Annotated in this window: 9 protein-coding genes; 8 read left to right on the top strand and 1 reads right to left on the bottom strand. The window is 70.8% G+C overall.

All coding sequences use genetic code 11. The annotated features are described in order from the left end of the window. Positions 1–367: 367 nt before the first annotated feature. From dctP to FZ103_RS12405, 3 genes are all read left to right on the top strand, one after another. Positions 368–1,432: a TRAP transporter substrate-binding protein DctP gene (dctP, locus tag FZ103_RS12415; RefSeq protein ID WP_156001207.1), complete on the top strand. Its 1,065-nt coding sequence runs from the start codon at positions 368–370 to the stop codon at positions 1,430–1,432. Between the two features lie 122 nt (positions 1,433–1,554). After that, positions 1,555–2,112: a TRAP transporter small permease gene (locus FZ103_RS12410; RefSeq protein WP_156001205.1), complete on the top strand. Its 558-nt coding sequence runs from the start codon at positions 1,555–1,557 to the stop codon at positions 2,110–2,112. Further along, entirely contained in the window at positions 2,109–3,500 is a 1,392-nt protein-coding gene (locus FZ103_RS12405; protein WP_156001203.1) for a TRAP transporter large permease, read from the top strand. Before FZ103_RS12410 ends, FZ103_RS12405 begins: the two co-directional genes overlap by 4 nt. Before the next feature lie 63 nt (positions 3,501–3,563). Here FZ103_RS12405 and FZ103_RS12400 read toward each other — a convergent pair whose 3' ends face one another. Continuing rightward, a complete protein-coding gene (locus FZ103_RS12400) occupies positions 3,564–5,120 on the bottom strand; it encodes a GMC oxidoreductase (protein ID WP_186356199.1) in 1,557 nt (518 codons plus the stop codon). A 619-nt stretch (positions 5,121–5,739) separates the two neighbouring features. Between FZ103_RS12400 and FZ103_RS12395 the strand changes: the two genes are divergently transcribed. From FZ103_RS12395 to FZ103_RS12375, 5 genes are all read left to right on the top strand, one after another. Continuing rightward, on the top strand, positions 5,740–6,687 hold the full coding sequence (locus tag FZ103_RS12395; protein ID WP_186356198.1) for an ABC transporter substrate-binding protein: 948 nt from the start codon (positions 5,740–5,742) through the stop codon (positions 6,685–6,687). Beyond that, the gene (locus FZ103_RS12390; protein ID WP_186356197.1) at positions 6,684–7,880 is read left to right on the top strand and encodes a betaine/proline/choline family ABC transporter ATP-binding protein; all 1,197 of its coding nucleotides are present in this window, start codon (positions 6,684–6,686) and stop codon (positions 7,878–7,880) included. The genes FZ103_RS12395 and FZ103_RS12390 overlap by 4 nt, the downstream gene beginning before the upstream one ends. Further along, positions 7,873–8,787: a proline/glycine betaine ABC transporter permease gene (locus FZ103_RS12385; RefSeq protein ID WP_156001197.1), complete on the top strand. Its 915-nt coding sequence runs from the start codon at positions 7,873–7,875 to the stop codon at positions 8,785–8,787. Before FZ103_RS12390 ends, FZ103_RS12385 begins: the two co-directional genes overlap by 8 nt. A gap of 118 nt (positions 8,788–8,905) precedes the next feature. After that, positions 8,906–11,266, top strand: coding sequence for an arylsulfatase (locus FZ103_RS12380; protein WP_156001195.1), 2,361 nt, complete (start codon positions 8,906–8,908; stop codon positions 11,264–11,266). Further along, on the top strand, positions 11,259–12,167 hold the full coding sequence (locus FZ103_RS12375) for a formylglycine-generating enzyme family protein (protein ID WP_156001193.1): 909 nt from the start codon (positions 11,259–11,261) through the stop codon (positions 12,165–12,167). Before FZ103_RS12380 ends, FZ103_RS12375 begins: the two co-directional genes overlap by 8 nt. The last annotated feature ends 82 nt before the right edge of the window (positions 12,168–12,249 follow it).

Genomic DNA, 12,249 nt, shown 5'->3' with positions numbered 1-12,249 from the left:
GATCCCCGGTCCGCTGCCCGAAGTCGGAACCTATGGCACGTGGCGGCGGGTACGAGGGCGCCGGCATCCGGCAAGGCGGCGGAGGGGCCGTCGCCGCCTCCGGCCGGTTTCCCGGACGAGGGGCCGGTTCCGATGCCCAGCGCATCGGGCGCGGCCGTCGGCGCTGCGTGATTGATGCGTCGCACTTAGTCGCGATTGAGGGTGTGAATCCTCCGATGTCCCGGTCTGTTGTTTATCTCCCCTTGACCTGGGGTGGTCCGACGTACTTTGATCAACGCTCACAGTGCAGTGAGCCGTATCACAGACAGGCGATGTCCCCGGCGGCCCCGACAGTCCGGGGACTCCCCCCAGGGAGAGGAGTCGCGGTATGGCGCGGCAGCAACGCACGACAACCCGCCTGACGAGTGCGGGTGCGCTACTCGCGAGCGGCGCGCTGCTCAGCGGGTGCGGGCTCGCATCCGGTCCGACGGCCGACGGCGAGGTGACGCTGCGGCTGTCGCACCAGTGGCCCGCGGCCGAGGACGGCGAAGGCGACTTCCGCGCCGTGCTCGCGGAGCGCTTCGCCGAGGAGGTGGAATCACGCACCGACGGCGACGTCACGGTCGAGATCCACCCCAACAACTCGCTGATCGAGGACCCGACCGAGCAGTACACGGCCATCCGCGAGCAGACTCTCGACCTTTCCGTCTACCCCCTCGACTACGCCGCCGGCGACGTCCCCCAGTTCAGCATCACACTGATGCCGGCGATGGTGCGCAGCCACGCCCAGGCGCAGAACTGGGCGGAGAGCGAGATCGGCGATCGCGTCTCGCGGATCGCCGAGGACAACGGCGTGCGCATCCTGACCTGGGTGTGGAACGCCGGGGCCATCGGAACCGCCGGACCCGACCCCATCCTCAGCCCCGACGACGTCCCGCCCGGCAGCGTGACCCGCGCCGCCGGCCCCCGGGTCGAGGAGATGCTGGAAGGCGTCGGCTTCGGCCTGTCCAGCATGCCCTCCTCCGACATCTACAACGCGCTGCAGACCGGCACCCTCGACAGCGCCATCACCTCCACGTCGTCGTTCAGCTCCTACCGGCTCTACGAGCAGGTCGACACCTTCACGTCGCCGACGGGCGGCAACACCTTCTGGTTCATGTTCGAGCCGCTGATCATGGGCACCGAGTCCTGCGACAGGCTCACCGAGGAGCAGCAGCGGATCGTCGACGAGGTCGGGGCCGACCTCCAGGAGTTCGCCTACACCGCCTCCGAGGAGGACGACCAGCGGGTGCACGAGGAGTTCGCGGCCAACGGCGTCGAGGTCGTCCAGATGTCCGACGCCGACTTCGAGAAGTGGCGCGAGGCCTCGCAGCCGGCCTGGGAGGGCTTCGCCGACGACGTCGAAGGCGGCCAGGAGCTTCTCGAACTCGCCCAGGACGTCCCCGCCGAGTAGGACCTGGCTGTTTTTCTGCGGGTGGGCGGGCCGCCTTGAGGCCCCAGGCGGCGCCGCCCCCGCACACCCGCCTGGGACCGCGCCGGGGCCCGCCGGGCACCGGCAGGGCCGGAAGGAGACTCGTGCCCCGCTCCCGCTTCCTCCGCGCCGCCGACCGGTTGTCCGGTGCCGCCGGATACCTCAGCGGCATCCTGATCATCGCGGCCATGCTGGTCATCTGCTACGGCGTCGCGCTTCGCTACCTGTTCGGCATGTCGACGATCTGGCAGACCGAGCTGTCCGTCTACCTGCTGATGTTCGCCGCCTTCGTCGGCGGCGCCTACGGGCTCCGCAACGGCGACCACGTCCGCATCGACCTCGTGGTCAAACTCCTGCCCGGCCGTGTGCAGATCGGTGTGCGCCTGCTGGCCGCGGTCCTCGGCCTGCTCCTGGCTCTGGCCGTCGCCGCGGTGAGCGGCTTCATGTGGTGGGAGTCGGTCGAGACCGGCGCGCGCTCGGGCACGGCGTGGAACCCGCCGCTGGCCTTGCCCTACGCCATCCTCCCGGCGGGCATGGCGCTGATCGCGCTGCAGTACCTCGCCATCGTCGCCGGCCTGTTCCGGGCGCTGCGCGGCGGCGAGCTCGGAGACTCGCCGCCGGATCAGCCCGCCCCCACCGCGGAGGGAGGGCCGGCACATTGAGCGGCCTGGTCATCGGTGCAATCGTCGGCGCCATCCTGCTCCTGCTACTGGCCCTGGGCGTTCCCGTGGCGTTCGCGCTCGGGCTCACCGCGCTGCTGTCGATCGTCCTGTTCCTCACGCCGGCGCAGTTCGGGTTCTTCGGCAACTTCGTCTTCGACTCGCTCAACAGCTTCGCGCTGCTGGCCATCCCGCTGTTCATCCTGATGGGATCGGTCTTCGGCCGGTCCAAGGCCAGCGAGGACCTGCTGGAAGCGGCGCACATGTGGGTCGGCCGGATCCGCGGCGGGTTGGCGATGAGCGCCGTCGTGGCCTGCGCCATGTTCGCGGCCCTGACCGGGTCGAGCCCGGCCACCTCCGCCGCGATCGGCAAGATCGCGATTCCGGAGATGCTGCGCCGCGGCTACCCGCAGGACATCGCGACGGGCGCGATCGTGGCGGGCGGCACGCTGGGGATCCTCATCCCGCCCAGCGTCACCCTGATCCTGTACGGGATCTCCACCGAGCAGTCCATCGGGCAGCTGTTCCTCGGCGGCGTCGCCCCCGGCATCCTGATCACCCTGCTGTTCTGCGCGTGGATCTTCGTCGCGCTGACGGTGAAGCGCGCCCGCGGCCGCTCCCCGCTGGTGCCGGCCGCGGCCGGTGCCGGCGGCGAAGGCGGCGATGCGGTCGGCGGCGACGAGGTGCCCCGCCCGATCGCCGACGCCGAGCGGTACTCCTGGAGCGACCGGCTGCGCAAGCTCGCCAAGGTGCTGCCCTTCCTCGCGCTCATCGTGTGCGTGCTCTCCGCGATGTATCTGGGCATCGCCACCCCGAGCGAGGCGGCGGCGGTGGGCGCGCTGGCGGCGTTCGTGCTCGTCGCCGTCTTCTACCGGTCGCTGGGCTGGAAGCAGATCCGCGACGTCGGGCTGGAGGCGACGCGCACCGGCACCATGATCCTGCTGATCGTGGCGTTCTCCGCGGTGCTGGGCCAGGTGCTGAGCTTCCTGGGGGTTCCCCAGGACCTGGCCGAGGCCGTGGCCGGGCTGGAGGTCAACCGCTGGGTCATCTTCCTGGCGATGAACGCGATCTTCCTCGTCCTGGGCTTCTTCATCCCTCCCGTGGCGATCATCCTGATCACCATGCCGGTCCTGTTCCCCATCGTCACCGGGCTCGGTTTCGACCCGGTCTGGTTCGGCGTGGTGATGACGCTCAACATGGAGATGGGGCTGATCACGCCGCCGGTCGGGCTGAACCTCTATGTGGTGCAGGGCATCGCGCCGCGGATTCCGCTGCAGCACATCCTCACCGGAGCGCTGCCCTATGTCGGCGTCCTGGCGCTGGGGATCGCCGTCCTGTGCTTCTTCCCCGAGATCGTGACCTGGTTGCCGGACCGGATGCTAGGCGGGTAGCACCCCGCGCCGCCTGAGGCCCGACCGCGCCTGCGACCGGCCGGAGGCGGCCCCGGAGGCGGTTCAGCGGTCGGCCCGGATCAGGTCGGCGGCGCGCTCGCCCACGGTCAGCACGGTGACCATCGGGTTGGGCGAGGGCATCGTGGGAAACACCGACGCGTCGGCGATGCGCAGCCCGGACAGGCCGCGTACCCGCAGGGCCGGGTCCACCACCGCCGCGGGGTCGTCGGCGGCGCCCATCCGGCAGGTGCCGGCGGGGTGGTAGACGGTGTGGGCGGCGCGGCGCCCGTACTCCGACAGCTCCGCGTCGGTGGTCAGCGCGGGGCCGGGGGCGACCTCGCGCTCGATCCACGAGGCGAAGGGCTCGGTGGCGGCGATGTCGCGGGCTATGCGCAGCCCGTCCACGATCGTGCGGGCGTCGTAGTCCTCGGGATCGGTGAAGTAGCGGAAGTCCAGCGCCGGCTTGGCGGCCGGGTCGGGGCTGGTCAGCCACAGCTTCCCGCGCGAGCGGGACCGGGGGATGTTGGGCGTCATGCAGATCGCGTTGCGCGGGCCCGGCGAGTCGTAGCCCAGGCGGGCGGTGTTGTCGTCGAAGGGGACCTGGTAGATGTGGAACATCAGGTCCGGGCGCGGGTCGGTGGTGTCGCGGCGGATGAACAGCCCGCCGTCGGAGAACATCACCGTGGTGTCGGGCACCTCGCGGGAGGTCTCCCACATGATGATCGACTCGGGGTGGTCCAGCAGGTTCTCGCCCACGCCGGGCAGGTCGTGGCGCACCTCGACGCCGACGTCGCGCAGGTCGTCGGCCGGGCCCACGCCCGAGAGCAGCAGCAGCCGCGGGGTGTCGATCGCCCCGGCGCACAGGATCACCTCTCGGCGGGCGGTGACGGTGCGCTCCCGGCCCTCGGGGGTGGTCACGGCCACGCCGGTGGCGCGGTCGCCGTCGAAGAGGAGCCGGTGGGCCCAGGTCTCCAGCATGAGGGTGAGGTTCTCGCGCACGCCGATGATGGGGTGCAGGTAGGCCACGGAGGCCGAGGAGCGGTGGCCGGTGTAGGGGTCGTAGGAGACGGGCAGGAATCCCACTCCCTGGCTGAAGCCGCCGCGGTGGGAGGTCTCGGCGTTGAAGTCCTCGATGACCGGCACCCCGGTGGCCGCCGCCGAGGCGGTGATCCAGTCGGTCACCAGGGCGTTGCGGTCGTGGGGGGCCACGGGGGTGATGTTGTTCTTCAGGCGGTCGGCATAGGCCTGCACGGTCGCGTTGTCCCAGCCCGCGGCGCCGGCGGCCGTCCAGTCGGCCAGGTCCTGGGGGAAGGGCCGGAAGCTGATGAGGGTGTTGTGGGAGGAGCAGCCGCCCAGCACGCGGGCGCGGGAATGGACGATGTGGGAGTTGCCGCGCGGCTGCTCGACGGTGCGGTAGGCGTAGTCGAGATCGCTTTCCAGCAGCTCCAGCCAGTCGCGCAGCCGCAGGACGCGGTCCTGGTCCTGGTCGGTGGGGCCGCCCTCGATCACGCACACGCTGGTGCGCGGATCCTCGGTGAGGCGGTTGGCGATGACCGAGCCCGCGGTCCCGCCGCCGACGATGACGTAGTCGTAGACCGGCTCGCTGTGGCTTGCGGACACCTGGGCGGCTCCTTTTCTCGGTGCTGAGGGCTTGCGGTGCCGGCGGGCCGGACGGTGCTGCTTCGCTGAATGGCTCTTTCCGGCGCCCCTAAGCCGGCCCGTACGCCTTATAGCTTCTCCGGCGCCACTAGAGAGTAATATCCGAGCGGTCGGAATTCTGCAAATCCGCAGGCTCGGCGGTGAGTCGGATCATACGGGGGCGGCCGTATCCGGCTCGGGCGCCGGCGGGCCACCGGGCCGCCGCGCCGCCCGGGTGGGTCCCGCGTTGCTGTGCTCGGTGTCACTTGATCGTTCGGGCCGGTCACGGGCCCGGGTCTACTCCAAGGAATTGCCGATGTATTTTTAGTATTCTGCTATAGAAGGGTTCTATACGGATGAGCAAGTATTGATATAGCTTATATTTTGCTAGATGTTGATTTTTCGGTGTTTTTGCACCATCATCATCCGGTGTGAATGTTGCGGCGCCGTCGTTTTCGTGGCGGGCGCCGCATTCGAAAACCGCGCATTCGAAGTCGGGTGGAAATGGAAAACAGGTTCGCGTCGGCCGGACCGGCCGCGCTGGAGTGTCGTGAAACATCGGCGCCGGAAACGTCTCCCCGTTTGGAGTGGAAATACGAATATGAATTCGATGCAGCGCCGTATCGCGGCGGCCTCGGTCCTGGTGCTCACTACGTCGATGGCGGCCGCGTGCGGCAACCCTGAGGGCGGTTTCGGTTCCGGCGGCGGGGGCGAAACCGAGGTCACCCTGGTGGAGCAGCCCTGGGAAGACCTCATGGTGGAGAACCAGATCGCCAAGCAGGTGCTGGAGGACGCCGGGTACAGCGTCAACATCAAGGACCTCTCGGTGCCGCTCAGCGCCCAGGCGCTGGCAAAGGGCGACGCCGACGCCTACCTGGGCAACTGGTGGCCCAGCCAGAAGGAGGTCTTCGGCGACTCCATCGACGCCGGCCGCATCGAGGTCCTCACCACCCTGGTTACGGGAGTGGCCTACGAACCCGCGGTACCGAAGTTCGTCGCCGAGGAGTACGGCGTCACCTCCCTGGCCGACCTGGAGCCCAACGCCGAGGAGTTCGGCGGCGAGATCCTCGGGATCGAACCCGGAACACCGGGCAACAACTCGGTCCAGAAGATGATCGACGAGGACGCCTACGGCCTCGGCGGGTGGACGCTCGTCGAATCCAGCACCCCGGCGATGCTCGCCGAGGTCCAGACGCGGGTGGACAACGGGCGACCGGTCGTCTTCCTCGCCTGGGAGCCCCACTGGATGAACATCGAGTGGGACCTCGTCTACCTCGACGATCCCGAGGACGCCTGGCCGGGCGCGGGCGAGATCCGCATCGCCGCCCGCGACGGGTTCGGCGACGACCACCCGAACGTGGCGCGCTTCCTCTCCCAGATGCGGATCGACCGCGAAACCGCCTCCGAGTGGGTCCACCAGGTGAGCAAGGAGGACGTGGCCCCCGCCGACGTCGCACGCCAGTGGATCAGCGACAATCCCGACAAGGTCGGCAACTGGCTGGAGGGCGTCGAGACCGCGGAGGGCGAGCCCGCGGAGGCGCCCGCGTGATCGAGGTTCGCAATCTGACCAAGGTCTTCGATCTGGCGCCGGCCCGCGCACGCCGGGCCCTCGACTCCGCGACCGACGCAGAGCGCGCCGTGCGCGACGTCGGCGGCGTCCTCGCTGTCGACGACGTCTCCTTCTCCGTCGGGCGCGGGGAGCTCTTCGCCGTCATGGGCCTGTCGGGATCCGGCAAGTCCACGGTCGTGCGCATGATCAACCGGCTGGTCGAGCCCACCGCGGGAACCGTCTCCTACGACGGCGCCGACGTCGGCGGCATGACGCGCCAGGAACTCCGCGAGCTGCGCAACAGGCGCATCAGCATGGTCTTCCAGCACTTCGCGCTGTTCCCCCACCGCACGGTCAGGGAGAACGCCGCCTACGGGCTCAAGGCCCGCGGCGTGCCCAAGCGCGAACGGCTGGAGCGCGCCGAGCGGGCGCTGGAACGGGTCGGCCTGGCCCACCGCGGGGATGCCTACCCCGACGAGTTCAGCGGCGGGATGCAGCAGCGCGTGGGACTCGCGCGCGCCCTCGCCACCGACCCCGACGTGCTGATCATGGACGAGCCCTTCAGCGCGCTCGACCCCCTCACCCGGCGGGCCATGCAGGAGCAGCTGCTCGAACTCCAGCGGGACCTGGGCACGACGATCATCTTCGTCACCCACGACCTCAACGAGGCCATGCGCATCGGCGACCGGATCATGGTGATGAAGGACGGCCGGGTCGTTCAGCTCGCCACCGGGCCCGACATCATCTCCCGGCCGGCGACCGGCTACGTGCGCGACTTCGTCTCCGACGTCGACCGGACGCGCGGCCTGACCGCGAGCGCGGTCATGCAGCGGCCCTGGGTCACCGCCACCGTCGACGAGAGTCCCGCCGATGTGCTGGCGCGGCTGGAGCAGGGTCCCGGCCGGTGCGCCTACGTCATCGACGCCGACGGGCGGATCGCCGGCGTGGCCACCGCCGAGACCCTGGCCGAGGCGGTGCGCAAGCGGCAGGCCGACCTGGGCGGCTCCGTCCGCGACGACTACACCGCCGTCCCGGGCGACACCCCCATCGTCGAGTTCTGCCACCTGACCGGGGGGCACAGCGTGCCGCTCGCGGTCGTCGACGGCGACAAGCACCTGGTCGGCGTCGTGCCCCGCAGCCGGGTCCTCGACGCGATCGCAGCCGTCCCGGAGGAGGTGGGCGAGCATGGCTGACATCCCGGTCGGCGAGGCCGTCGAGGCCGGCCTGCAGTGGCTCACGGACAACGCCGGAGGGTTCTTCGACGGGGTGTCCGCGGTGCTGCTGTTCACCGTGAACACGGTCTACACCCTGCTCGCCCTCCCGCTGCCCCCGGTACTGATCGCCGTCTTCGGTGTCCTGACGGCCGCGGCGACCCGCAGCATCGGCCTGACCCTGTTCACCGTGCTCTCATTCGCCCTCGTCGTGGGCATGGGGCTGTGGACGCAGACCCTGGAGACGCTCGCGGTGGTGATCATCGCGGCCGCCTTCTCCATCCTGGTGGGCGTACCGGTCGGCATCCTCGCCGCGAGCAGCCCGCGCGTCAGCTTCGCCGTGCGGCCGGCCCTGGACTTCATGCAGACCCTCCCGGTCTTCGTCTACCTGGTGCCGGCGGTGTTCCTGTTCGGCATCGGCGTCGTCCCGGGCATCGTCGCCACGACCGTGTTCGCGATCCCGCCGGCGGTCCGGCTCACCGAGCTCGGCATCCGCCAGGTCGACGGCGAGGTGCTGGAGGCCGCCCGCGCGTTCGGGTCGCGCCCCGGCCAGGTACTGCGCGAGGTGCAGCTTCCGCTGGCCCTGCCCTCGATCATGGCGGGAGTCAACCAGGTCATCATGCTCGCGCTGTCGATGGTCGTCGTCGCGGGCCTGGTCGGCGCGAAGGGGCTGGGCGGCGTCGTCGTCAACGGCGTCACACAGTTCGACATCGGCGCCGCCTTCGAAGGAGGGATCGCGGTCGTCGTCCTCGCGATCTTCCTCGACCGGGTGACCGGAGCCCTGGGGCGCCGCAAGGGCGCCGGCCGCCGGCCGGTGGCGGCTCTGCTCGCCCGGTTCACGAGCAAGCGCCCGCAACCCGACCCGGAAGCGGAGAAGGCCCCCGCCTGACCACGGCACCGGGCCGCGACAGACCCGGCCCCGGCGCCGCCCACCGGCCGCACCGGGGCCGGGCCCCAAGCCGCGGGAAACAGCAACAACGCCTGCGGAGACGAAGAGGAGAAGCTCGTTGAGCGATTCGCACCCCAACAGGCACAACCTGCCGATCGAGGAGCGGCGCCACGCTCCGGCCACGTCGATCGACGTGCGCGAGCAGGACCCGCCCTACCGGCCGGCCGAACCGCTGCGCCCGCCGCAGGGCGCGCCCAACGTCGTGCTGGTCCTCCTCGACGACATGGGGTTCGGGGCCCCCAGCGCCTTCGGCGGCCCCTGCGAGATGCCCACCGCCGACCGCCTGGCGCGTGACGGGTTGCGCTACACCCGGTTCCACGTCACCGCGGTCTGCTCGCCGACCCGGCAGTCGCTGCTGACCGGACGCAACCACCACTCGGTGGGGATGGGCGTCACCACAGAGATGGCCAGCGCGGCACCCGGCTACAACGGGATCCGCCCGCGCAGCGCGGCGACACTCGCCCAGACCCTGCGCGAGAACGGCTACAACACGGGCGCGTTCGGCAAGTGGCACCAGACCCCGGCGCGCGACGTGAGCCCGGCCGGGCCGTTCGACCGCTGGCCCACCGGCGAGGGCTTCGAGAAGTTCTACGGGTTCCTGTGCGCCGAGATGAACCACTGGTACCCCGTGCTCTTCGACGGGACCGCGCCGATCGAGCCGTCGAAGCGGCCCGAGGACGGCTACCACCTCTCCGAGGACCTCGTCGACCAGGCCATCGAGTGGATCGGCACGCAGCGCAGCCTCAAGCCCGACGTCCCGTTCTTCGCCTACCTGCCGTTCGGCGCCACACACGCGCCCTACCACGTCCCCCGCGAGTACCGGGAGAAGTACCGCGGCCGGTTCGACCACGGGTGGGACCGCCAGCGGGAGATCACCCTGCAGCGGCAGAAGGAGCTGGGCGTGGTCCCCCAGGACGCGGAACTGGCGCCCTGGGCCGAGGGCGTCCCGCACTGGGACGAGCTCTCCGAGGCCGAGCAGCGCGCGGCCGCCTCGCTGATGGAGCTCTACGCCGGCTTCGCCGAGCACACCGACGCCCAGGTCGGGCGCCTGGTCGACGCGCTGGAGGAGAACGGCGCGCTGGAGAACACGCTGTTCATCTACATCCTCGGCGACAACGGAGCCTCGGCCGAGGGCGGCCTGGGCGGCACGCTCAACGAGCACCGCTACGCCAGCGGCATCCCCGACACCGCCGAGTTCATCAACGAGCACGCCGACGCGCTCGGCGACCCGACCACGCACGCCCACTACCCCGTGGGGTGGGCGCTGGCCATGAACACCCCCTACCAGTGGACCAAGCAGGTGGCCTCGCACTTCGGCGGGACCCGCGACGGGATGATCGCGCACTGGCCGAAGGGCATCGCCGAGCGCGGGGGACTGCGCCACCAGTTCCACCACGTGATCGACGTCCTGCCGACCATCCTCGAAGCGGCGCGGATCCCCGAGCCCGCGACGGTGGACGGGATCGCCCAGCAGCCGATCGAGGGCACCAGCATGCTCTACACCTTCAACGACGGCGACGCCCCCGACCGCCACCGCCTCCAGTACTTCGAGATGGTCGGCAACCGCGGCATCTACCACGACGGCTGGATGGCGGTCACCCGCCACGGCACCCCGTGGGAGATGGTGCAGAACGGCCGCCGGTACTTCGAGGACGACGTGTGGGAGCTCTACGACACCAACGTCGACTGGACCCAGGCCCGCGACGTCGCCGCCGAGCACCCCGGCAGGCTGCGCCAGCTCCAGCAGCTGTTCCTCACCGAAGCCGCCAAGTACAACGTCTTCCCGCTCGACGACCGGATGACCGAGCGGGAGAACCCGCGGGAGGCGGGGCGGCTCGACCTGTTCGGGGACCGCAGCACGGTCACCTTCCACGGAGCGGGGCTGCGACTGACCGAGGAGACCGCGCCCAACGTGAAGAACCGGTCGCACACCATCACGGCGCTCGTCGAGGTCCCGGACGGCGGGGGAGAGGGAGTGATCGCGGCCCAGGGCGGCCGGTTCGGCGGGTGGTCGCTGTACGTCTGCGAGGGGCGCCCGCGCTACGCCTACAACTACTTCGGCCTCCAGGTGCACACGGTCTCGGGCGAGGAGCCGCTGACACCCGGCGAACACGAGATCCGGCTGGAGTTCGACTACGACGGCGGCGGTGTCGGTCGCGGCGGGACCGCCTCCCTCCTGGTCGACGGCAAGCATGCGGCCCAGGGGCGGGTGGACGCCACCATTCCCTACTACTTCGCCTTCGACGAGACCTTCGACCTCGGCGTCGACCGCGCCTCGCCGGTGACCGACGACTATCCCACCGCCGACAACGCCTTCACCGGGCACCTGCGGCGGGTACGCGTCGACCTCGGCGACGACCTGTGCAGCGACGCCGACAGCGACAGCGCACGAGAGCGATTCCGAGCGGCCCATGACTGACGCACACCCGGCATGCTGCGCCCCGTCGAGCGGTCGGCGGGGCGGCACCCGCTCCCCGGAGCCCGTGCCCGACACCGGCGTCGGCGCGGGCGGCACCGCGGGGATGGTGCTCCTGGACGGCGGGGAGTTCCTCATGGGCAGTGAGGACGACCGCGCCTACCCCGCCGACGGCGAGGGGCCCGTCCGCCGGGTGGAGGTCGACCCGTTCTGGATCGGCACGGCGGCGGTGACCAACGCGGAGTTCGCCGCGTTCGCCGACGCCACGGGCTACCGGACCGATGCGGAGCGCTTCGGGTGGTCCTTCGTGTTCGGCGGCCTGCTGCCCGACGACTTCCCGCCCACCCGCGGCGTGGCGGGCGCCCCCTGGTGGCGCCTGGTCGAGGGCGCGAGCTGGCGCCATCCCACCGGAGGGCACTCCGATGCCGAGCGCCTCGCGGACCACCCGGTGGTCCACGTCTCGTGGAACGACGCCGGCGCCTACTGCGCCTGGGCGGGGCTGCGGCTGCCCACCGAAGCCGAATGGGAGTACGCCGCCCGAGGCGGCCTCCAGGGGCGCGCCTTCCCGTGGGGCGACGAACTCGAACCCGCCGGAGAGCACCGGATGAACGTGTGGCAGGGGGTGTTCCCCCGGGAGAACACCCGCGCCGACGGCTGGTACGGCACCTGCCCGGTCGCGGAGTTCCCGCCCAACGGGTACGGGCTGTACAACATGACCGGCAACGTGTGGGAATGGTGCCGGGACCGGTTCGACCCGGCTTACCGGGACCGCCGCAGCGCGCGCGGGGGCTCCTACCTGTGCCACGAGTCCTACTGCCGCCGGTACCGGGTCAGCGCCCGCCAGGGGATCTCCCCCGACTCCTCCATGGGCAACACCGGATTCCGCTGCGTCCGCGACGCCTAGCGCCGTGTTTAAGAACAGCGGGGGCGCTGGCTTTTCCAGGAACCCACCGGGCACCACCCGGGGCGGCCACCACGGGGCTGCG

The organism is Streptomonospora sp. PA3, from assembly GCF_009728995.1.
Taxonomy (GTDB): domain Bacteria; phylum Actinomycetota; class Actinomycetes; order Streptosporangiales; family Streptosporangiaceae; genus Streptomonospora.
Note: the sequence above shows the minus strand (reverse complement) of the source record. Positions and strands in the feature narration are given on the sequence as shown.

Coding starts and splice junctions, on each gene's coding strand:
- FZ103_RS12395 (WP_186356198.1), top strand. CDS start 5,740: ATGAATTCGATGCAGCGCCGTATCGCGGCGGCCTCGGTCCTGGTGCTC.
- FZ103_RS12375 (WP_156001193.1), top strand. CDS start 11,259: ATGACTGACGCACACCCGGCATGCTGCGCCCCGTCGAGCGGTCGGCGG.
- dctP (WP_156001207.1), top strand. CDS start 368: ATGGCGCGGCAGCAACGCACGACAACCCGCCTGACGAGTGCGGGTGCG.
- FZ103_RS12385 (WP_156001197.1), top strand. CDS start 7,873: ATGGCTGACATCCCGGTCGGCGAGGCCGTCGAGGCCGGCCTGCAGTGG.